Below are 22,212 nucleotides of genomic sequence, written 5' to 3'. Positions count from 1 at the left end.
AATAACAACGGCCAGCATTTGCTGGCCGTTGTTATATCTGAAGAACGCTTATTTCTTCTTGGCGTATTTCAGTGAATCCAGCGCCACGGCGAAGATAATGATGCCGCCCTTGATGATGTACTGCCAGTAAGGGTTAACGCCAATGTAGGTCAGCCCGTAGTTGATGACGGTAAAGATGATCACCCCGGTCACTACGCCCAACACCGTCCCCACCCCACCGGCAAAGGACACGCCGCCCACCACGCAGGCGGCGATGGCATCCAGCTCATACATAAAGCCGAGGTTGTTGGTGGCGCTGCCGATACGACCGGCCTCCAACAGGCCGCCAAACGCATAGAACACACCGGACAGCGCATAGATCATGATCAGGTTCAACGGCACGTTCACGCCGGAAACCTTTGCCGCTTCCGGGTTACCGCCGATGGCGAAGATATTTTTGCCGAAGCGGGTTTTATTCCACAGGATCCAGACAAAAATAATCGCGATGATGGCGTAGAAGGTAATGTACGACAGCTTAAAGTCGCCAAAGCGCAGGAATCCCTGGGCAAAGGTAGAGAACTTCGGATCGAACCCCGCTACCGGCGAAGCGCCGACAGAATCGTAATACAGCGAGTTGATGCCGTAGACGATGATCATGGTACCCAGGGTGGTAATAAACGGCGTCACATTCAGGTAGGCGATGATCAGACCGTTCACCAGGCCGATCACCGCACCCACGGCGCACACCAGCAGGATCACCAGCGGAATCGACCAGGTTTCCATATGCGGAAACACTTTATTGACGTTGTCCATCGACTGCAGCAGCGTTGCCGCTACCACCGCCGCCAACCCAACCTGTCGCCCGGCGGACAGGTCTGTACCCTGAGTCACGATCAGCCCGGCCACGCCCAGCGCAATAATAATACGCACCGATGACTGGGTCAGGATGTTGCTCAGGTTCATTAAACTGAGGAAAGTCGGGTCCTGGATAATAATAATTGCCAGCAGCACCAGCAATACCACGTAAATGCCACCTTCTTTAAAATAGGTGAACAAAGTTTTTTTATTCAGCGCGTTCATAATTCTGATCCTTAAAGGTGCAGGGATGCGAGACGTAAAATTTCATTTTGCGAGGTCTGTTTGGTGTTAACGATGCCCGCAACCTGACCATTACTCATCACCAGTATTCTGTCGGTAATTCCCAAAAGCTCCGGCATTTCGGACGAGACAATAATGATCCCCTTGCCCTTCTTCGCCAATTCGGTCATCAGCTGATAAATTTCGAATTTGGCGCCGACGTCAATGCCGCGCGTCGGTTCATCCAGCATTAATATTTCCGGTTGGGTTAACAGCCAGCGGCCGATAATCACCTTCTGCTGGTTACCGCCGGACAGCGAACCGATATGGGTATGATGGCCCGGCGTTTTGACCCGCATGGCGTCGATTACCCATTGGGTGTCGCTTTTCATCCGGGCGTTGTCCAGCAGACCGATTTTATTTTTATAGTTGCGGATATTGGATATCAGCGAGTTGAAGCCCACGTCCAGATAGGCGTAAATCCCGGTAGAGCGTCGCTCTTCCGTTACCAGTGCAAAACCGTGGTTAATCGCTTCATTGGCGCTGTGATTGTTGATGGCCTTGCCGTGCAGCTTGATGGTACCTGCCACTTTTTCACGGATACCGAACAGGGTTTCCACAATGTCCGTGCGCTTGGCGCCCACCAACCCGGCAATGCCAAGAATTTCACCTTTGTGAAGATCGAAAGAAACATCGCGAATCGAAGGCTGGCGCAATGACGTCAGGTTCTTCACCTCCAGAATCACCTCTCCCGGCGTATTCTGCCTGTCGGGGAAACGCTGACTGAGCGAACGGCCCACCATCATCGAGATGATCTTGTCCATATCCAGCCCTTCCAGCGGCTGAGTGGCAATCCACTGGCCATCGCGCAGGATGGTGATTTCATCGCACAGCTGGAAGATCTCTTCCATTTTGTGCGAGATATAAACAATGCCGCAGCCGCGCTCTTTCAGCTTACGAATAATGGTGAACAGATGGTTCACCTCTTTTTCCGTCAGTGACGAGGTCGGCTCATCCATAATGACAATCTTGGCGTCATAGGAAAACGCCTTGGCGATTTCGATCATCTGCATTTGCGATACCGACAGCGTGCCCACTTTATCGCGTGGGTTGATATCAATATCCAGCTCGTCGAATATCGCCTGGGTGTCCTTCAACATCTTTTCCTGATCGACAAACATGCCTTTGGTCGGGTAACGCCCCAACCACATGTTGTCCATCACGGTACGCTGCAGGACCAGGTTTAACTCCTGATGCACCATTGAAACGCCATGTTCCAACGCCTCTTTTGAGCTTTTGAAATCAATTTCCCGGCCCTGAAAAACAATACTGCCGGCATCTTTTTTATAAATGCCAAACAGGCATTTTAATAATGTCGATTTCCCGGCGCCGTTCTCTCCCATTAACGCATGAATGGAGTGCGGACGAACGCGCAGGTTAACATTATCCAATGCCTTGACGCCGGGGAATGACTTACTGATATCGGTCATTTCCAGGAGGAATTCGCGTGGGCTGTCGGCCATAAATACACCTGGCTATTATTGTACCCATCGTCTTTCAAACCGCAGCGTGGTTAGCCGCAAAGTGAAATTCGTGGGTATAGGCTGTCATTTTAATAAAAAATTCCCCCGCCTGCGGCTTTCCTGGTGTTGGCGCTGAGCGCACCCCAGGCGGGGTCATTACGGGTTAGCTCAGAACTTACTTAACAAACTGAGACAAATTGTCTTTATCTACGCCAACGTAAGGAATGCGCACCACTTTATTTTCGATTTTATATTGGGTGCCGTCGGCGGCCGGTTTACCCGCAGCCAGGTTTTTCGCCAACTCGAAGGTGGCTTTAGCCTGGTTGTCGGCATCGTTCAACACCGTCCCCGCCATCGCGCCGGATTTGACCATCGCCAGAGCTTCCGGCAGCGCATCCACGCCGAATACCGGAATGCTGGATTTGTTGTGCGCCTTCAGCGCTTCTACCGCGCCCATTGCCATGGCATCGTTGTTGGCGATAACCACTTCAATTTTGTTGGCGTTCGGGCCGGACAACCAGGCGTCCATTTTGTCTTTCGCCTGAGCGGTATCCCACATGGCGGTGTCCATCTGCAGTTGCTGAGTTTTAAGACCGCCTTCGTTCAGCGTTTTCACCACATAGGTGGTACGCGCTTCGGCATCCGGATGGCCCGGTTCGCCTTTCAGCAACACATACTGAATCTGACCGTCTTTGTTCAGATCCCAGTTCGGGTTGGCTTTCCAGTGCTTGGCGATCAGTTGGCCCTGGATCACGCCGGACTCCTTGGAGTCGGTCCCGACATAAAACGCTTTGTCGTAGCTGTCCAGCGCTTTGCGGGAAGGTTCTTTGTTGTAGAACACGATAGGGATATCGTTTGCGCGTGCCTTATCAATAACCACCGGAGCGGCGGCAGGGTCAACCAGGTTAATCGCCAGCGCTTTCACGCCCTTGGCGATCAGCACGTCGATCTGGTCGTTTTGCTTGGACTGATCGTTCTGCGAGTCATTCATCAGCAGAGTGATATCCGGAGAGGCCTTGGCGTCTTTCTCGATCGCCTTGCGCACTACCGACATAAAGTTGTCGTCGTATTTATAAATGGTGACGCCAATACGGGTATCTGCATGAGCTGCAGCACCAAACATCATGGCTGCGGCCGTCGCGGCCAGGGTGAAAACCTTCTTATTCATTGTCTGTCTCCGGTTTATGTAGGTCGTACTCGGTATTGAGCCAAAGGTAACCGGCGGTGGGTGCACGACCGGGTCTGGCAGGTTCCCTGTCATCCGTGAATCATGTTATTCCTGAAAAGTGCTGTGTCAGCGCGAGATAAAAACGGCAGCGGCAAGTGCCTTTGCGCCGGAAAACGCCTAGAGCATAGACGGGGTGATGTTAATAATCTGTGAATTTTCTCACAGATTGAAAACGGTTACACAAGATTAAATCTTCAGAGAGTGACCGCCGCCTCACTTTGCCAGGGCGCATCGGAATGGCGACGTACCAGAGTGGGCATAAACAGGTGACGGGCCTGTGGCTCCAGCCCGCCAGCCGCGCCCCGCAGGGCCAATTCAGTGGCAAGAGTCGCCATGGTAACAATAGGATAGCGTACCGTGGTCAGTTTAGGGCTGGTATAGCGTGCAATGGGGATATCATCGAACCCCACTATCGAGAAATTTTGCGGCACAATGATACCGTTTTCTTTCAGCACCGCCATGGCACCGGCGGCCATCGCGTCGTTGTAAGCGAACACCGCGCTCAGGTGCAGATTGCGACCAAGCAGCTCGACCATAGCGGCCTCCCCGCCCTGCAGATCCGGCGAACCGTAAGCGCGCCAGGTGTCCGGCGTCGCCAGCCCCGCCACGCTCATCGCCTGTTCATAGCCCTGCTGACGCAGCGGCCCGTCTTCGATCGGGTGATTGGAGCCCAGGTAGCCAATACGCTGATGGCCCTGCGACAGCAGCAGGCGCATCGCCATCTCCGCACCGCTGACGTTATCCAGGCCAACGCAGCGGTGTTCGTAGCCGGTGATGATTCGGTTAATCAGCACCATGCCAGGCACCTGTTCGAGAAAGGAGATCAACTCGGCGTCACACAAGGCCTTTGCATGAACAATCAAGGCATTGCATCGCTGTCGAATCAATACTTCGATGGCATGACGCTCTTTTTCCGCCTGATGGTAACTGTTGCCTATCAGTAGGTATTTGTAGTTTTTCTGCGCCACAGTGTCTACCGCTTTCACCAACGCGCCAAAGAAGGGATCGGAAACGTCCATCACCACCACGCCGAGGGTATCGCTGCTCTGGGTGGCCAACGCCTGCGCATTGGCATTGGGCCTGTAGCCCAGTTCCGCTACCGCCTGCAGCACCCTTTCACGCGTCTGTTTGCTGGTCAGGGCGCTGTTGTTCAGCACGCGGGAGACGGTCGCCACGGACACGCCCGCGCGTTTCGCCACGTCGCGAATAGTGATTGGGTGAACAGAGGCCATGAAAGATCCTGAGGTCGGGGTAGTTGACAGTGGCGTTATCCTACCCCGTTTGTCATCCTCCTCTGCGTGAATTACGTCACAGGAAAGAAAACGTTTACATACATTTTTTTAACCTGTCTGCGCCAGATCTCAGTTCAGCGCCTTGGGTTCCGCCTGACCGGCGGCCAGATGAGTCAATTTACGCCACAGCCACTCTACCGGCCCCTGCGGGAAATACCTCAGCCACAGGTTGGAAAACAACAGGTTAGCCAGCCAGACCAGCGGCACAAACGCCAACAGTTGCAGGCGGTCAAACTGCTGATACAGGCCAAACCGATAGAACAGCGTGGTGCAGATCAGCGTTTGCAGCAAGTAATTGCTCAGCGCCATACGCCCGACCTGCGTCAACCAATGGCCGATGCGCAGGCGCGACAGCGTCGGCCAGAAACCGTAACACAGCGCCAAATAGCCCATCGCCTGCAGCGGCGAGCCCAGTTCACGCGGCACCTGCAATAAAAACCCGCTCCAGCGGTAGTCCCAGTGCAAATGCCACTGCAACGCCACCGCCGGCAATTGGATCAGCAATGAAAGCGGTATCAACCAAGCCGCCTGTCGACGATAGTAGCCCGGCGAATAAGTACCGCGTAGCCAACCGCTGCGCATCAGCCCCGCACCGAACAGCATCAGACCCGCCAGTTCCCAGCCGTATTGAGCGCCAATCGCCAGCAGGCTGGAAGACAGCAGATCAACACGGCTACGCCATGCCTCCATGCCCCCCTGCAATTTCCAGAACTTCTCATACTGCAGCTCAGCTACGCCTGGTTGCCAGAAACCGCCCGGCTCACCGTGCGAAACGAACCCCAGCAGCAGCAACACCCCAACGCCAATCAGGTACAGTACCACGCCGGTTTTCAGCAGTTGGTAAGTGTCCTTCGCGTCGCGGATCATCCGCCAGCACACCAGGCCGATTAAGCCGTAAGCCAGCAAAATATCACCGTCCCACAGGAAAATGGCATGCCCCAGGCCAAACAGCACCAACCATGACAATCGGGCACGTATCCAGCCTTTGCCGCGGCGCAGCAGCATCTGCAGGCCTGCGCCGAATAACAGGGCGAACATCGCCAGAAACTTGGCCTGCGCGAAAATATCCAGCAGCGCCCAAGTCCACACATCGCGAGACGTCGGCAGCCCCAAATAGGCAGGGTTAAGGTAGGCCGCCTTTGGCAGGCCAAAGGCGCTGATATTCAGCAGAAGAATGCCGAGAATGGCGATACCTCGCACGCAGTCCAGCGTGGCGATGCGTGGCAAGGGGGCCGGGGAGCTAGTGTTCATTATTTTACCGCTGTATGCCGGTCATTAAAAAGGCGCCCGCAGGCGCCTGTTCTTTTTTATGGCCCACCATCACCCCTGGTGATGACGTACCGCGCGCAAAAACTCCTGGCGCGTGTTCTGGCTGGACTTGAACAGCCCGCCCAGAGAGGTGGTGGTGGTGGCGCTGGTCGCGTCACGGATGCCGCGTGCCTTAACACAATAATGGACCGCATCAATCGATACCGCCACGTTATTGGTGCCGAGCAAGGTTTGCAATGCCACCAGGATCTGCTGAGTCAAACGCTCCTGCACCTGGGGGCGCTGGGAGAAGAACTGCACGATACGGTTGATTTTCGACAGACCAATCACCGCATCTTTCGGAATATAGGCCACGGTCGCTTTGCCGTCGATGGTCACGAAGTGATGCTCGCAGGTGCTGGTCAGTGTGATATCGCGCACCGTCACCATTTCATCTACCTTCATCTTGTTTTCGATAACGGTGATTTTTGGGAAGTTGGCGTAGTCCAGGCCGGAGAAAATCTCATCGACATACATTTTGGCAATGCGGTGCGGGGTTTCTGCCAGGCTGTCGTCGGACAGGTCGAGATTAAGCAGCTGCATGATTTCCGTCATGTGCTCTTTAATACGACGTTTGCGCGTTTCGCGATCCAGCACTTCACCGCGCAACGGGGTTTCCAGACCACGCTCTTCGAGCGCTGCGTGAACCAGGGCAGCTTCTTTACTTAATGATGTCATTTATTCTCTCCAACGGACTTGAACTCACCCATCCGACAGCTTTACCGGGCAGATAGGTGAATTGCATACTCTCCTGACGGCAGAAGTTTCCGTAGTTGATAACGTGAACTCGGTCAAGATTTTGCCCCCACTCTAGAGGAGAGTGAAGGGATTATCCAGTGATTGTGTTTCAACCGCAGGTGAAATATTCGCATTTAGCACAATCAGGCCTGCTGCGGGTATCCCGCGTTTTTTGTACGGAATTTAATCACGGCAGCGTCGGTTTTCGCGCCAATTCGCGCGCCGGCGTATTCACCACCAGCAGACCGGCCACGATAAGCCCCACGACCGCCACATACAGCGCCGGTTCCAGCCTGTGGGTCAATGCCGTCGACAGCGCCGACAACGTAGGGCCAACCAGTTGCCCCAGCGCATAACCGGTGGTCAACAATCCCGCCATATAACGTGCATGGTTGGGCGCCAACTCCCGGCCATGCTGGATGGAAAGCTGCACCACGCTGAGGAAACCGCCGCCGGTAAGTAGCGCTCCCAGCGCCAACCCGGCCACACCCGGCACCACTTCCGCGCACAATACCCCCAGCGCCTGCACCCACAGAGTAATAGCCAGACGTGACTGAGTGGTCAGCCGGTGGCGGGTCAGAATGCCGAGGACGATCCCCAGCACCGCCGCACCGCCGAAGATCGGCCAAACGAATTGAGCGAACAGGCTACCGGGAAAACGTGCCGCCGCCATCTGCGACAGAAAGGTCGCCGGCAGAATATAGCCAAAACCCGCCAGGCTGTAGCTCCATACCAGGCGTTTCAACGCCGGGGTCAGTTGCAGCGGCTCCGCCGCCACGTTGGGGCGATGCAACTCGCCGGCACGCGGCAGGTTGATGCTGATGGCGCCAATCAGCACCAGCGCCAATACGCCATACACCATCCAGGCCTGCGACGCCGTCAGCGCCAGGCTGTGAATACCCACGGCCATCATGCCGCTGATAAAAATCCCGGCACCTGGGCCGGCGAACACCGCAGCGCTCAGCGCCGGCCGGCCATAGTGCGCCAACCGCTCGTTGGTCCAGGCCGCTACCAAGACCATCGACCAGCCGCTGGCCCAGCCGATGACAAAACGCACCGCACCATGCCACCACTCGCCCTGCACCACGGCGGACAGCAGCGTCAAGGCCACCGCGCCCCACACGCCCAGCCACAGCCGGCGTTCAACGTGGCGGCTGGCGCGCATGGCGTCGTAAGCGCCGCACAGATATCCCAGGTAGTTGATCGCCGCCACCAGCCCGGCCCCGGTCAGAGTAAACTGGTGCTCGGCAATCATCAGCGGCACCTGCGGGGTAAAGGCGAAGCGCCCAATCCCCATGGCGACGATCAACGCAATAAAACCGCTCAGGGCAATTCTTAAGGCCATGTAGAGTTATCCAGACTGTTAAAAGAAAGTTGCCAGCATCATGCCGCAGTATTAAACTCACAAAAACTGAATAATACTCATCAAGTTCATCACGAAAAGAGAAGACCATGGATCTGACCCAGCTTCGCATGTTCTGCAGCGTCGCCGAAACCGGCTCCGTCGCCCGTGCCGCCGAGCAACTGCACCGCGTGCCGTCGAACCTGACCACGCGCCTGCGCCAGCTTGAGCAGGAACTGGGCACCGATCTTTTCATCCGCGAAAAGCAACGCCTGCGCCTTTCGCCGATGGGCCACAACTTCCTCTGCTACGCCAACCGCATTCTGGCGCTCAGTGAAGAAGCCATGAGCATCACCCATGCCGGTGAGCCCGCGGGGAACTTCGCTATAGGCTCGATGGAAAGCACGGCGGCCACCCGCCTGCCCAATCTGCTGGCGGCCTACCACCAGCGCTTTTCGCAAGTCTCACTGTCGTTGACCACCGGCACTTCGGGCGAAATCACCGAACGGGTGCGCGCCGGTACGTTGGCGGCGGCGCTGGTCGATGGGCCGGTTCAGTATGACGAACTCAACGGCTGTATCGCCTTCCCCGAACACATGGTGGTGATCTCCTGCCTCGACCATCTGCCGATTCATAACGCTAAAGACGCCAAAGGCGAAACGCTGTTTGCCTTCCGGGCAAGTTGCTCCTACCGCTTGCGGCTGGAGTCCTGGTTCAAACGCGAAGGCGCCTTGCCGGGCCAGATTATGGAAATTCAGTCCTACCACGCGATGTTGGCCTGCGTTGCCAGCGGCGCCGGGCTGGCGATGATCCCGCACTCGGTGTTAAGCCTGCTGCCGGGCCATGAACGGGTGAAAGTGCATGCTCTGCCGGATGACATCGCCCAAACCGCCACCTGGTTATTGTGGCGCCGCGATGCGTTCGGCCCGAACGTGCGCGCGCTGAAAGAACTGATTATTGAACAGGCGGAAACCGCCGCTGTTGACGACACAAACCTCGTTTCATCAGACGCTATCGACATAGCCTGATTTAAAAAATAGACCACTGGAGACTATGATGGAAATGATCAAAACCCGTGCCGCCGTTGCCTGGGGCCCGAACCAGCCGCTGAAAATCGAAGAAGTCGATCTGATGCCACCGCAAAAAGGCGAAGTGCTGGTGCGGATCGTCGCCACCGGCGTATGCCACACCGACGCTTACACCCTGTCAGGGGCCGATCCGGAAGGCGTGTTCCCGGCGATCCTCGGCCATGAAGGCGGCGGCGTGGTGGAAGCGGTAGGCGAAGGCGTCACCAGCGTGGCGGTCGGCGATCACGTGATCCCGCTGTACACCCCGGAATGCGGCGAGTGCAAATTCTGTAAATCCGGCAAAACCAACCTGTGTCAGGCGATCCGCGCCACACAGGGTAAAGGCCTGATGCCGGACGGCACGACCCGCTTCTATAAAGACGGCCAGCCAATCTTCCACTACATGGGCACCTCAACCTTCTCCGAATACACCGTGGTACCGGAAATCTCGCTGGCGAAAATCAGCAAAGAAGCGCCGTTGGAAGAGGTCTGCCTGCTGGGTTGTGGCGTCACCACCGGCATGGGCGCGGTGATCAACACCGCCAAAGTGCAAAAAGGCGACACCGTGGCCATCTTCGGCCTCGGCGGCATTGGCCTGTCGGCGATTATCGGCGCGCAGATGGCCGGCGCAGGCCGCATCATCGGCATCGATATCAACACCAGCAAGTTCGATCTGGCCCGTAAACTGGGCGCAACCGATCTGATCAACCCGAAAGACTACGACAAACCTATTCAGGACGTGATCGTTGAGCTGACCGACGGCGGCGTCGATTTCTCCTTCGAGTGCATCGGCAACGTCAACGTGATGCGCTCCGCGCTGGAATGTTGTCACAAAGGCTGGGGCGAATCGGTGATTATCGGCGTAGCCGGTGCCGGCCAAGAGATCTCTACCCGTCCGTTCCAGTTGGTCACCGGCCGCGTCTGGCGCGGTTCCGCCTTCGGTGGCGTCAAGGGCCGTTCGCAACTGCCGGGCATCGTCCAGCGTTATCTGGACGGCGAATTCGCACTGAATGACTTTATCACCCACACTATGGGGCTCGATCAGATTAATGAAGCGTTCGATTTGATGCACGAAGGCAAATCAATCCGCTCGGTTATTCACTTCGACAAAAAATAAGCCAGGAGGCAGAGATGAACTCGTCATTAGAACTTCTCGAAGAGCACCGCATGTTCGGTGGCTGGCAACAGCGTTACCGCCATGCAGCGCAGAGCCTGAATTGCAACATGACTTTCAGCATCTATCTGCCGCCGCCGCGTGATGATAACCCGCCGCCGGTGTTGTACTGGCTGTCGGGGCTGACCTGCAATGATGAAAACTTCACGTTGAAGGCCGGTGCGCAACGCATCGCCGCCGAGCTGGGCCTGGTACTGGTGATGGCCGATACCAGCCCGCGCGGCGACGATGTGCCGAACGATGAAGGGTACGATCTGGGCCAGGGCGCCGGGTTCTATTTGAACGCCACGCAGGCGCCGTGGGACAAGCATTTTCGCATGTACGATTACCTCAGCGATGAGCTGCCGGCGCTGATCAATCAGCATTTCAGCGTCAGCGATCGCCAGTCGATCTTTGGCCACTCCATGGGCGGCCATGGCGCGCTGATGCTGGCGTTTCGTAATCCGCAGCGCTTTCGTTCAGTGTCGGCGTTCGCGCCGATCGTCAACCCTTGTCAGGTGCCCTGGGGGCGTAAAGCCTTCACCGCCTATCTGGGGAACGACGAAAGCCAGTGGCTGCAATACGACAGTTGCCACCTGCTGGCTAACGGGGCGGAAAAAATGCCGGTCCTGGTGGATCAGGGCGACGGCGATCAGTTCCTGGCGGATCAACTGCAACCGGCGAAACTGGCCGAGCTGGCACGCCAGCGCGACTGGCCACTGACGTTGCGTATTCAGCCAGGCTACGATCACAGCTACTTCACCATCGCCACCTTTATCGAAGACCACCTGCGTTTCCACGCCGAACATCTGTTCCGCTGATAAAAAAATCCGGGCGGTTTAGCCGCCCGGATTTCATCTGATACCGTCGAAAAGAAAATCTATTGCGGCTTTCACCTTGGTTCGGTATTGGGAAGCATCGCAAAATTCAGCGCCCAGGATACGAACGGGAATACTTGCCATCTCATGAGTCATAACGGCGTACTCGTTGTCATCCACCAGCCTGACCAAAGGGTTCAAGCGTTCCGGGCGAGTACTGGCCGGATACTTTTCAATGGGTAATAACGGGATCATAACTCGGCGATTTAATTGCTCGATGATATCGTTCGTCACATCAAGCAGCAGAGGATAGACTGCGCTTTTCCCCGTATTCGCGTATACCGTAAATTGCATCGCTAAAACGTCCTGTATTCGTCACTGAAACAGCCATGTTCTTCATGAAAACGATTTAAAGCATCGATCGCTTCTCGGTTTTCTTCCTTCCATTTCCTCATCTCATGCTGACGCAATTCGGCATCCAAAGCAGTATTCAGCGTAGTACTGAGGTTAATGCCCGCCTCACGTGCACGGCTCAGTAAACTGCGTTCCATCGCCATGGTAACGCTTTGGGTCGTTCGTTGTTTTACTGGCATTAGCACCTCCCGCAATAATCTTCATGCAAACAACACGGCTTATTGAACGAAAAATAACACCCAGGAACGGTGTCAGCCCATTCAAATGTGCGCCACGCATCATGGCGAAACCGGCCTGAACGCGCAAAGGCAACAGACCCAAAGTCACCCCTTCAGTTTCGGATCCAGCGCATCGCGCAGCCCGTCGCCCAACAGGTTGAACGCCAGCACGGTGAGGAAAATCGCCAAACTGGGGAAAATCGCCACGTGCGGCGCAATCACCATATCGGCTCGCGCCTCGTTGAGCATCGCGCCCCACTCCGGCGTCGGCGGCTGCGCGCCCAGGCCGAGGAACGACAGGCTGGCGGCGGTAATGATGGACGTGCCGATACGCATGGTGAAATACACCACAATCGACGAAAGAGTGCCCGGCAAAATATGCCGCATGATGATGGTCCAGTCCGAAGCGCCGATGCTGCGTGCCGACTCGATATAGGTCAGGTGCTTCAGCACCAGGGTGTTGCCCCGCACCAACCGGGCAAACGCCGGAATGCTGAAAATGGCCACCGCGATAATCACATTGGCCATGCCGCTGCCCATGATCGCCACCACGCCAATCGCCAGCAGGATGCCGGGAAACGCGAACAACACGTCGCAAATGCGCATGGTGATCCGATCCCACCAGCCCTCATAATAGCCCGCCAACAGGCCCAGCAACGTGCCAATCAATCCGCCGGCCAGCACCGAGAACACCCCGGCGGCCAGCGAAATGCGCGTACCCATCAGAATACGGCTAAAAATATCCCGCCCCAGCGAATCCACGCCCAGCCAATGCACCAGCGAAGGGCCTTCGTTCAGGCGGTCATAATCAAAATAGTTTTCCGCATCAAAGGGGGCCAGGTACGGCGCAAACAGCGCTGCCGCCACCAACAGCAACACAAACAGTCCCGCGATCAACGCCACATGCTGCCGGCGGAAACGCCGCCAAAACTCATGCCACGGCGTGCGCACCGCGTTAGGGTTGATCGTCGGCATCGCCTTCAATGCAGCGTTACGTCGCCAATGCTTAATCATGCAGCGCCCTCATTTGTAGCGTATCGCCGGGTTGATTGCCGCATACAGCATGTCCACCAACAGGTTAATCAGAATGAACTCCAGAGAAAACAACAGCACCTCGGCCTGGATCACCGGGTAATCGCGCATCTCGACGGCATCGACCAGCAGCCTGCCCAGCCCCGGCCAGTTAAAGACTTTCTCCACCACGATAGAGCCGCCAAGCAGAAAGCCGAACTGCAACCCCATCATGGTCACCACCGGGATCATCGCGTTGCGCAGCCCGTGTTTCACCACCACCATGGTTTCTCGCACGCCCTTGGCACGCGCGGTGCGCATATAGTCCTCTTGCATAACCTCAACGAATGAAGCGCGGGTAAAGCGCGCCATCACCGCCGCCACCGCCGCGCCCAACGTAATCGAGGGTAAAATATAGTGCCGCCAGCTGTCGGCGCCCACCGTCGGCAACCAGCCGAGGTTGACGGAAAACACCTGCATCAGCAGCATACCCAGCGCAAAGGCGGGGAATGAAATGCCGGAGACCGCCAGCGTCATGCCCAGGCGATCCGGCCAACGGTTACGCCACACGGCGGACACCATGCCAATGGCCATGCCGAAGATCACCGCCCACAGCATGCTGGTGAGGGTCAGCCACAGCGTTGGCATAAAGCGCGAGCCGATCTCTTCGCTCACCGGGCGCTTGGATACCATCGAGGTGCCGAAATCGCCTTGTAGCGCATTGACAAAAAAATGGACGAACTGCTGAGGCAACGGCTTATCCAGCCCCAGATCCTTGCGCACCAGTTGCACCACCGCTTCGTCGGCATCCGGCCCCGCCGCCAACCGCGCCGGATCGCCGGGCAGCAGATGAACGAAAAGAAACACCAGCACCGCGACAATCAGCAGCGTCGGGATCAGACCCAGCAGTCGTTTCAGAAAATAATTAAGCATGTCGGGTTAATCCCCTCACCCCGCCCCCGGATAGAGGGCGGGGATTGGCGCCTTATTTGAGATCGGCATTATCAAAGTTGAACGAGGTATCCGGCATCACATAGAAACCGCTTAGCTGTTTGTTGTTGGCCGACAGCAGGCGCTCTGTGGCCAGGAAGATCCACGGCGCGTCGGCCCAGATCCGATCTTGCGCATCCTTGTAGAGTTTTTGCTTCTCGGCGCGATCGGTGGTCGCCAGCGCGCCGGTCAGATCCTTGTCCACCTGCGGATTGCTGTAAAACGCGGTGTTGAACTGCTTGGGCGGCGCAGCCTGGGTGGCGAACAGCGGCGACAGCGCCCAATCCGCCTCGCCGGTCGACGCCGACCAGCCGGTATAGAACATGCGCACGCCGGTATCTTTCACCCCGACGCTTTCCACCTGCGCGGCACGCTGGCCGGCATCCATCGCGGTCACCGTCACTTTCACCCCAACCTGCGCCAGCTGCTGCTGGGCAAACTGCAGCACTTTCTGCGCGGTGCTGTGGTTATGCGAAGACCACAACGTGGTGGTGAAACCGTTCGGATAGCCGGCCTCTTTCAGCAGTTCGCGCGCCTTGGCCGGATCGTACGGCCACGGCTTGTAGCGGGTAGCGAAGTCGATCGCCGGCGGTACCGGGCCTTCCGCCGGTACCGCGTAGCCGGAGAACGCCACTTTGATCAGCGCATCCTTGTTGATGGCATAGTTCAACGCCTGGCGCACTTTCGGATTATCAAACGGCTTCTGGGTGACGTTCAGACTGATATAACGTTGCAGGATCGACGGTGCAGCCACTACGTCGAGCTTGGCATTGCCTTCCAGCACCTTGGCCTGCTCGTAAGGGATCGGGAAGGCAAAGGTGGCTTCGCCGGTTTGCAGCATCGCCGCGCGGGTGTTGTTGTCCACCACCGGGCGCCAGGTGATGCTGTCGAGCTTCGGCAACCCTGGCTTCCAATAGCCGTCGAACTTCTTCACCTTGACGAAATCGGTCTGGTTCCAGGTCACGAACTGATACGGCCCGGTGCCCACCGGATGGAAGCCAATATCTTTGCCATACTGCTTCAGCGCCGCCGGGGAAATGATCGCCGCCGCCGGGTGCGCCAGATTGTTGATAAAGGCCGAGAACGGTGCCTTCAGCACGATTTTCACCGTATTGGCGTCCACCACTTCGGTTTTGTCGATCATCTTGAACAGGTTGTAACGCTTGAGATGGCTGTCCGGGTTGCTGGCGCGATCCAGGTTCACCTTCACCGCTTCGGCGTTGAACTCGGTGCCGTCGTGGAATTTCACCCCCGGATGCAGTTTGAGGGTATAAGTCAGGCCGTCTTTACTCACCTCGTAACCGTCCGCCAGCACGTTAACCAGCTTCATGTCCTTATCGAAGCCGAACAGCCCCTGATAGAAAGACTTGGCCACCGCCTGAGACAGCGTGTCGTTGGCGTCGTACGGATCCAACGTGGTGAAGTTGGAAGCCACGGCAATCACCGCATCCTTCGCCGCCCAGGCCGGGCCTGCGCCCACCGCCGCCAGCAGCACGGCGGCCACCAACGCATTACGTTTGAATGTGTGCTTCATGTCGCTTATCTCTCCTGAGGTCTTTAATAAGCACCGGCGATAGGGTGGCGGGCAACAAAGTGCCCCGGCCCAACCTGTACCAGCGGTGCGGTAACGGGTTCATCGCCCAACGCGCGGATCGGGCTGGGAATTTCATCCACCAACAACGGTTGGCGTTTATGGACATGTGCCGGATCGGCCACCGGCACCGCCGCCATCAGTTTGCGGGTGTAAGCGTGCTGCGGGTTGTCGAACACCGCCCGACGCGGGCCAATTTCGACGATCTGGCCGAGGTACATGACCGCCACGCGATGGCTAATGCGTTCCACCACCGCCATATCGTGCGAGATAAACAAGAATGCGATGCCGAGCTCACGCTGCAGATCGAGCAGCAAATTGACGATTTGCGCCTGAATCGACACGTCAAGCGCCGACACCGACTCGTCGGCAATCACCACCTTCGGGTTCAAGGCCAGCGCACGCGCAATACAGATACGCTGCCGCTGACCACCGGAAAACTCATGCGGGTAACGCCGCGCATGCTCAGGTTTCAGCCCTACGCGCTCCAGCAACCAGGCCACACGCTCCTCCGCCGTCTTGCCACGCGCCACGTTATGCACCAACAGCGGCTCCATAATCGAAAAACCGACGGTCAACCGCGGGTCCAGCGAAGCGTAAGGATCCTGGAAGATAAACTGGATATCGCGCCGCAGGTGCTGCAACGCCGAGCCTTTCAGTTGGTTAATCTGGCGGCCGTCAAAGGTGATGGTGCCATGTTGGCTGTCCACCAGCTTTAGCAGCGAACGGCCGGTAGTGGATTTGCCGCAGCCGGACTCCCCCACCAGCCCCAGCGTCTCGCCGGGATAGAGATCAAAACTGACGTTTTCCACCGCGTGTACCCGACGGGTGACCCGGTTGAAAATACCGCTGCGCAGGTCAAAGCGCGTGACCAGGTTTTCCACCCGCAGGATCGGTGCTGCGCCGGGCGGCACGGTGTCCTGCGGCAATCCATTGTCTTCGCCGTTGGGCTGCGGGAATTTGGCCGGGAAGTCTTTATCTGCCATCGAGCCCAGTCTGGGTACCGCCGCCAGCAACGCCTGGGTGTAGGGCTGCTGCGGCGCGGCGAACAACTCGCGCACCGGCCCTTGCTCCACTTGTTCGCCCTGATGCATCACCAGCACCCGATCGGCAATTTCCGCCACGACGCCCATATCGTGGGTGATGAAAATCACCCCCATCTGCATTTCCTGCTGCAATACGCGAATCAGTTGCAAGATCTGCGCCTGAATGGTGACGTCCAGCGCGGTGGTCGGCTCGTCGGCAATCAGCAGCGCGGGTTTGCAAGATAACGCCATGGCGATCATCACCCGCTGGCGCATGCCGCCGGAAAGCTGGTGCGGATAACGGTTAAGCACCTCTTTGGCTTCGGGAATGCGCACCAGATCGAGCATGCGCAAGGCTTCTTGTTTCGCGGCGCGGCCGCCCATCGCCTGATGCAGCCGCAGAGACTCGGCGATCTGCTCGCCTACCGGAAACACCGGATTCAGCGACGTCATCGGCTCCTGAAAAATCATCGCCATATCGGCGCCGCGCAGGGTTCGCAAGGTGCTCTGACGCGCTCGCGCCAGATCCAGCACCTCGCCGTTGCGCCGGCGAAACGGCATGACGCCGCTGACGATAGCGCCGCCGCCCTGCTCGACCAACCGCATCAACGCCAGAGAGGTCACCGATTTGCCCGAACCGGACTCGCCGACGATCGCCAGCGTTTCACCGCGATCGATGTCAAATGACAGGTGCCGCACCGCCTCGACGGTGTCGCCTTGCTGGTTAAAACTGATGCCAAGATCGCGTACCGACAGTACGCGCTGCGGCGGCAGAAATAGCCCGGAGTCCGCCGCCGGCGGCATTGAAGTATCGGTCATGCACCCTCCTGGTGATCGGTTAGCGATAAATCCCTATGGACGGCGCATCGCCGACATAACCGAAGCCGCGGTACATCCCTTCGCTGTTGAAAGGCAGGGCCACGTTGCCGTGGCGGTCGATGGCGATCAGCCCGCCACTGCCGCCCATTGCCGGCAGTTTTTCCATCACCACCCGGTCGCTGGCCTGCTGCAGGCTCAGACCGGCATACTCGATCAAGGCAGAAACGTCGTAAGCCGCGACGCTGCGCATAAAGATTTCGCCGGTGCCGGTGCTGGAGACCGCCACCGTGGCGTTGTTGGCATAGCAGCCAGCGCCGATGATCGGCGTGTCGCCTATCCGGCCGGCCTGTTTATTGGTCATACCGCCGGTTGAGGTGGCGGCCGCCAGATTGCCTAATTCGTCCAGCGCTACCGCACCGACGGTGCCGAATTTGCGATCGGGGTCTATCGGATCGCCGGTCTGCGCCGCGCCGTCGTGATCGAGCAGCACCCGGCCCTGCTCCGCCTGAGCGCGGTGCAGTTGATCAAAACGTTCCTGGGTAAAGAAGAAATCGGGGGTGACCATTTCCAGTCCGTGGGCCGCGGCGAATTTCTCTGCGCCTTCACCGGCGAACAGCACATGTTGGCTGTTTTCCAGCACCGCACGCGCGGCCAGCACCGGATTGCGTATCCGGTTAACGCCCGTCACGGCGCCGGCATCGCAGGTGCGGCCGTCCATCACGCAGGCATCCAGTTCGTGGGTGCCCTGATGGGTGAACACCGAGCCCAAGCCCGCGTTGAAGAGCGGGCACTCTTCCAGCAACCTCACCGCCTCGGTGACCGCATCCAGCGCGCTACCGCCCTGGGCCAAAATATTCTGGCCTGCGGCGACAATGCCGGACAGCACCTGAATATATTCTTGTTCCTTTTCTGCACTCAACGCCGCACGGGTAATTGCGCCCGCACCGCCATGAATGGCAATCACTGGTTTGCTCATTTGCCTGACACCCTGTGTTAATTCCAGCCCTTTTCCAAGACGCCTATCCCCTATGGATTTCAAGTTGCAGCCAGGCGGCCAGCTCGGGAGCCGCCAGGTATGCTTGAAATACGACGGGTGTAATTATTATTCAGACTTTTTTCGACTATATTTAGCCCGGCAATCGAAGTAAAGCATAAAGTCGCCGTTCAGCATTTAGCGTAGCCTTCTTAGACCATTTTGCACCTTGAAATAGCTTAGTGGAATAAAAACAGGGCGTTAGATCAAAGCATTCACGCAACAAGTCATTTCTGATATTTTTGGCAAGCGCCCTACTTGATGGACAGTAATTTTCCGAAAAAATAACCGATAGCTCTGGATAAATAGCCGTGAAGCGTTCAACCTGCGGTTTTTTCGCCGGTTGAAAGCAGATAATCAATATTCAGAAACCCGACCCTGGCAACAGCAGAAATGCCTCTTCTTCCGGCGTACTGATCCGGCCTAATATCGCATTGCGGTGCGGATAACGGCCAAAACGATCAATGATCGCCTTATGCCGTAATTCAAATTCCAACTGATCGCCATTATTCAGTTCGGTATACAACGCCAGTGCCTGCTGATGAATCACCGCCGATTCCGAATGCATAAAGGGTAAATAGAGAAAACCGCGCTGTTCGCGGCTGAGTTGTTCACATTGCCCGGAGCGGATCGCCTCTTGCGCCAGCACCAACGCCATGCAGTCGCTGGAAAATGCACGGGGCGTACCCCGATACAGATTACGGCTGAACTGATCGAGCACGATCACCTCCGCCAACCGCCCTTCGATAGTTTCGCGCCAGTGCGCCAATTCCCCCGCCGCCGCCGCGTGCCACAATTCGCCAAAACGCACCTGCAACCGGTTGTCGAAATCATCGTCTTTCTTGAACCACATCACCGGATCGATCTCCTCGAACCAGAAATCTATGACCTGTTTATGCATAACCTTTCTCCCTTGTTTTACTCAGTGTAACCCGTTCTCCCCTTCGGCGTTATCTGCCATAATACTCCCACTTTGCCGCTGTTTTTCGCGCACCCTGATTACGGAGTTCCCTTTATGGATCATTGCCATACTTCCGATCTCATTTCCCTTGAGCAGGCGCTGGAGAAGATGCTCGGCCAACTCTCTCCCCTGCAGCAGACCGAATCCATCCCCCTGAACGCCGCCGCCGGCCGCATTACCGCCGCGCCGGTGATTTCACCGATCGACGTGCCGCCATTCGCCAATTCGGCCATGGACGGTTATGCGGTGCGTATCGCAGACCTGCATGCCAACGCTCCGCTGCCGGTCGCAGGCAAAGCCTTTGCCGGTACGCCGTTCAACGGTGACTGGCCGGCCGGCACCTGCGTACGCATCATGACCGGCGCGCCGATCCCAACCGGCGCCGAGGCGGTGATCATGCAAGAGCAGGCCGAGGTGAACGATGCCGGCGTTCGCTTCAATGCCGCAGTACGCGCCGGGCAAAATATCCGTTTGGCGGGAGAAGATATCCAACAGGGCGCCGGCGTGTTGCCTGCCGGCGTCAAACTGGGCGCCGCGCAGTTGCCGTTGCTGGCCTCGCTCGGCGTCGCCGAGGTGCTGGTGATCCGCAAGTTGAAGGTCGCGGTGTTCTCCACCGGCGACGAGCTGCAGCCGGTAGGCCAGCCGCTAGAAGCCGGGCAAATTTATGACACCAACCGCTTTGCGGTGCGCCTGATGCTCGAACAATTGGGCTGCGAGACTCTCGATCTGGGCATTATCCGTGATGACCAGAACGCGCTGCGTAACGCTTTTGAGCAGGCGGACAGCCAGGCTGACGTAGTGATCAGCAGCGGCGGCGTGTCGGTGGGTGAAGCCGACTACACCAAACAAATGCTCGACGAGTTGGGCGAGGTCAGTTTCTGGAAACTGGCGATCAAACCCGGCAAACCCTTTGCGTTTGGCAAGCTGAAGCACGCCTGGTTCTGCGGCCTGCCGGGCAACCCGGTTTCCGCCGCCCTGACCTTCTACCAGTTGGTGCAGCCGTTGCTGGCAAAACTGGCCGGCCACAGCGAGTGGCACCTGCCACCGCGCCTGCACGCACGCGCATTGACGCCGCTGAAGAAGGCGCCGGGTCGTCTTGATTTCCAGCGCGGCGTGTTTGGCAGCAATGCCCAGGGCGAGTTGGAAGTGAGCACCACCGGCCATCAGGGCTCGCACGTATTCAGTTCATTCAGTCAGGGGAACTGTTTCATCGTGCTGGAGCGCGAACGCGGTTCCGTGGCGGTTGGCGAAACGGTGGAGATCGAGCCATTCAACACCTTGTTGAGGAACTGAACATGCTGCCGGAATTAACCGACGCCGAAACGCTGCGCTATAACCGCCAGATTATCCTGCGCGGCTTTGACTTCGACGGCCAGGAAAAGCTGAAGGCCGCTCGAGTGCTGATTATCGGCCTAGGCGGGCTGGGTTGCGCTGCTGCGCCATACCTGGCCGCGGCGGGCGTCGGCCACTTGACGCTGGTTGATTTCGACACCGTCGCCCTCTCCAACCTGCAACGCCAGATCCTGCATCGCGATACACGCCTTGGCATGACGAAGGTCGAATCGGCTCGCCTCGAGTTGAGCGCCATCAATCCGCATATCCGTATTGATGCCGTGGACGGGCAGTTGAACGACGAACAGATGGCGGCGCACATTGCCGCCTGCGATCTGGTGCTGGACTGCACCGACAACGTAGCGACACGCGATCTGCTCAACCGCCAGTGCCATGCGCAACGCAAACCGCTGGTTTCCGGCGCGGCGATCCGCATGGAGGGGCAACTCAGCGTATTCACCTACCAGCCGGACGAGCCTTGCTACCGCTGCCTGAGCCGGTTATTCGGCGAAAACGCCCTGACCTGCGTGGAGGCAGGAGTAATGGCACCGCTGGTGGGCACGATCGGCACGCTACAAGCGATAGAAGCGATTAAGCTGTTGACGCATTACGGCCAACCCCTCACCGGAAAACTGCTGATGTTCGACGCCATGACGATGCAGTTCCGCGAGATGAAGTTGCCGAAAAACCCGCAGTGCGAGGTGTGCGGCGGGGAATAGCAAGCATTGGCCAAATGGGTAACCATGCCGAACCGCAGAGCCCCCACGTAAGCCCCCATTCTGATGAATAACATATAGGGTGAACCCTCATAACTTTGGTGGGTCGCCCTATATTATGCCTGACCCAATCATCTTCTGAATCTGATCGATGCTATCCGCCCCAAACATCTTTTTGAAACCTTGCCCAGCCAATTGCCTGGATTTCCGCGAGAGAAAAACTATTCCCAGAAGGTTGCCATGGCCCGATCAAACCAGGATTATAATTAGGGTTGTAGGACCCTAATCCTTGTCCAATGCCGGGGGCGGTTTGGTGACCATGTTGTATCCCACTGTATAATTCACTAGCGACATAGCCCCCCAATGCTCCAGCGTAAGGATTACCACCAGAGGCCCAAGTCCCTACTAAAGTGCCGCCCAGTTGAGCCAGTTGTTCACCACCAGCACCCGATATCTGAGCAATTTCGCGCAAACCAAGCTCTTTCATTTTTCGTCATCCTTTACATTGATAATGTTGAAAAAAACAAAGACAAAGCCGCCCACAAGGCATAAAAAAACAATCAATAAAAAGAAATAA

General features: G+C 57.3%; 21 protein-coding genes. 5 read left to right on the top strand and 16 right to left on the bottom strand.

Features of this window, described 5'->3' with window-relative positions:
• Nucleotides 1–48 precede the first annotated feature (48 nt).
• From mglC to SERAS12_RS07730, 7 genes are all read right to left on the bottom strand, one after another.
• On the bottom strand, nucleotides 49–1,059 hold the full coding sequence (mglC, locus tag SERAS12_RS07760) for a galactose/methyl galactoside ABC transporter permease MglC (RefSeq protein ID WP_006322189.1): 1,011 nt from the start codon (nucleotides 1,057–1,059) through the stop codon (nucleotides 49–51).
• 11 nt (nucleotides 1,060–1,070) lie between these two features.
• Nucleotides 1,071–2,579 carry a galactose/methyl galactoside ABC transporter ATP-binding protein MglA gene (mglA, locus tag SERAS12_RS07755; protein WP_013812179.1) on the bottom strand — a complete coding sequence of 503 codons (1,509 nt, stop codon included), beginning with the start codon at nucleotides 2,577–2,579 and terminating at the stop codon, nucleotides 1,071–1,073.
• Nucleotides 2,580–2,754: 175 nt separating this feature from the next.
• On the bottom strand, nucleotides 2,755–3,747 hold the full coding sequence (gene mglB / locus SERAS12_RS07750; RefSeq protein WP_013812178.1) for a galactose/glucose ABC transporter substrate-binding protein MglB: 993 nt from the start codon (nucleotides 3,745–3,747) through the stop codon (nucleotides 2,755–2,757).
• A gap of 254 nt (nucleotides 3,748–4,001) precedes the next feature.
• A complete protein-coding gene (galS, locus tag SERAS12_RS07745; protein WP_013812177.1) occupies nucleotides 4,002–5,039 on the bottom strand; it encodes an HTH-type transcriptional regulator GalS in 1,038 nt (345 codons plus the stop codon).
• 129 nt (nucleotides 5,040–5,168) lie between these two features.
• A complete protein-coding gene (gene yeiB, locus SERAS12_RS07740) occupies nucleotides 5,169–6,350 on the bottom strand; it encodes a DUF418 domain-containing protein YeiB (protein ID WP_013812176.1) in 1,182 nt (393 codons plus the stop codon).
• Nucleotides 6,351–6,419: 69 nt separating this feature from the next.
• Nucleotides 6,420–7,085, bottom strand: coding sequence for a GTP cyclohydrolase I FolE (gene folE / locus SERAS12_RS07735; RefSeq protein ID WP_004942347.1), 666 nt, complete (start codon nucleotides 7,083–7,085; stop codon nucleotides 6,420–6,422).
• A gap of 247 nt (nucleotides 7,086–7,332) precedes the next feature.
• The gene (locus SERAS12_RS07730; RefSeq protein WP_013812175.1) at nucleotides 7,333–8,490 is read right to left on the bottom strand and encodes a YbfB/YjiJ family MFS transporter; all 1,158 of its coding nucleotides are present in this window, start codon (nucleotides 8,488–8,490) and stop codon (nucleotides 7,333–7,335) included.
• A gap of 107 nt (nucleotides 8,491–8,597) precedes the next feature.
• Here SERAS12_RS07730 and SERAS12_RS07725 point away from each other — a divergent pair, with 107 nt between their 5' ends.
• Genes SERAS12_RS07725 through fghA form a run of 3 tightly spaced genes read left to right on the top strand, consistent with a single transcriptional unit; the run spans nucleotide 8,598 to nucleotide 11,528 of the window.
• Nucleotides 8,598–9,515 carry a LysR family transcriptional regulator gene (locus SERAS12_RS07725; protein ID WP_013812174.1) on the top strand — a complete coding sequence of 306 codons (918 nt, stop codon included), beginning with the start codon at nucleotides 8,598–8,600 and terminating at the stop codon, nucleotides 9,513–9,515.
• Nucleotides 9,516–9,543: 28 nt separating this feature from the next.
• Nucleotides 9,544–10,671: an S-(hydroxymethyl)glutathione dehydrogenase/class III alcohol dehydrogenase gene (locus SERAS12_RS07720; RefSeq protein ID WP_004942340.1), complete on the top strand. Its 1,128-nt coding sequence runs from the start codon at nucleotides 9,544–9,546 to the stop codon at nucleotides 10,669–10,671.
• A 14-nt stretch (nucleotides 10,672–10,685) separates the two neighbouring features.
• A complete protein-coding gene (fghA, locus tag SERAS12_RS07715; RefSeq protein WP_004942338.1) occupies nucleotides 10,686–11,528 on the top strand; it encodes an S-formylglutathione hydrolase in 843 nt (280 codons plus the stop codon).
• 33 nt (nucleotides 11,529–11,561) lie between these two features.
• Here fghA and SERAS12_RS07710 read toward each other — a convergent pair whose 3' ends face one another.
• The 8 genes from SERAS12_RS07710 to SERAS12_RS07675 form a co-directional block, all read right to left on the bottom strand.
• Nucleotides 11,562–11,879, bottom strand: a complete 318-nt coding sequence (locus tag SERAS12_RS07710; RefSeq protein WP_013812173.1) for a CcdB family protein — start codon at nucleotides 11,877–11,879, stop codon at nucleotides 11,562–11,564.
• A gap of 2 nt (nucleotides 11,880–11,881) precedes the next feature.
• A complete protein-coding gene (locus SERAS12_RS07705; protein ID WP_013812172.1) occupies nucleotides 11,882–12,118 on the bottom strand; it encodes a type II toxin-antitoxin system CcdA family antitoxin in 237 nt (78 codons plus the stop codon).
• Between the two features lie 144 nt (nucleotides 12,119–12,262).
• Nucleotides 12,263–13,171: a glutathione ABC transporter permease GsiD gene (gene gsiD, locus SERAS12_RS07700; protein ID WP_013812171.1), complete on the bottom strand. Its 909-nt coding sequence runs from the start codon at nucleotides 13,169–13,171 to the stop codon at nucleotides 12,263–12,265.
• Between the two features lie 9 nt (nucleotides 13,172–13,180).
• Nucleotides 13,181–14,101, bottom strand: coding sequence for a glutathione ABC transporter permease GsiC (gene gsiC, locus SERAS12_RS07695; protein WP_013812170.1), 921 nt, complete (start codon nucleotides 14,099–14,101; stop codon nucleotides 13,181–13,183).
• A 52-nt stretch (nucleotides 14,102–14,153) separates the two neighbouring features.
• Nucleotides 14,154–15,692, bottom strand: coding sequence for a glutathione ABC transporter substrate-binding protein GsiB (gene gsiB, locus SERAS12_RS07690; RefSeq protein ID WP_013812169.1), 1,539 nt, complete (start codon nucleotides 15,690–15,692; stop codon nucleotides 14,154–14,156).
• A gap of 23 nt (nucleotides 15,693–15,715) precedes the next feature.
• The gene (locus tag SERAS12_RS07685) at nucleotides 15,716–17,593 is read right to left on the bottom strand and encodes a dipeptide ABC transporter ATP-binding protein (RefSeq protein WP_013812168.1); all 1,878 of its coding nucleotides are present in this window, start codon (nucleotides 17,591–17,593) and stop codon (nucleotides 15,716–15,718) included.
• A 19-nt stretch (nucleotides 17,594–17,612) separates the two neighbouring features.
• Nucleotides 17,613–18,569 (bottom strand): isoaspartyl peptidase/L-asparaginase family protein, encoded by a 957-nt coding sequence (locus tag SERAS12_RS07680; RefSeq protein ID WP_013812167.1) that lies wholly within the window; start codon nucleotides 18,567–18,569, stop codon nucleotides 17,613–17,615.
• A 421-nt stretch (nucleotides 18,570–18,990) separates the two neighbouring features.
• The gene (locus SERAS12_RS07675) at nucleotides 18,991–19,527 is read right to left on the bottom strand and encodes a DUF924 family protein (protein WP_013812166.1); all 537 of its coding nucleotides are present in this window, start codon (nucleotides 19,525–19,527) and stop codon (nucleotides 18,991–18,993) included.
• A 114-nt stretch (nucleotides 19,528–19,641) separates the two neighbouring features.
• On the opposite strand from SERAS12_RS07675, the gene moeA reads away from it, so the two are divergent.
• Complete coding sequence (moeA, locus tag SERAS12_RS07670; RefSeq protein WP_013812165.1) at nucleotides 19,642–20,880, top strand: molybdopterin molybdotransferase MoeA; 1,239 nt, start codon at nucleotides 19,642–19,644, stop codon at nucleotides 20,878–20,880.
• A 2-nt stretch (nucleotides 20,881–20,882) separates the two neighbouring features.
• Nucleotides 20,883–21,638, top strand: coding sequence for a molybdopterin-synthase adenylyltransferase MoeB (gene moeB, locus SERAS12_RS07665; protein WP_013812164.1), 756 nt, complete (start codon nucleotides 20,883–20,885; stop codon nucleotides 21,636–21,638).
• A gap of 151 nt (nucleotides 21,639–21,789) precedes the next feature.
• Here the strand turns inward: moeB and SERAS12_RS07660 are convergent, their stop codons facing one another.
• Nucleotides 21,790–22,122: a hypothetical protein gene (locus tag SERAS12_RS07660; RefSeq protein WP_013812163.1), complete on the bottom strand. Its 333-nt coding sequence runs from the start codon at nucleotides 22,120–22,122 to the stop codon at nucleotides 21,790–21,792.
• Nucleotides 22,123–22,212 lie beyond the last annotated feature (90 nt).

Source organism: Serratia sp. AS12, from assembly GCF_000214195.1.
In the GTDB taxonomy this organism is placed as follows: Bacteria; Pseudomonadota; Gammaproteobacteria; order Enterobacterales; family Enterobacteriaceae; genus Serratia; species Serratia plymuthica.
Note: the sequence above shows the minus strand (reverse complement) of the source record. Positions and strands in the feature narration are given on the sequence as shown.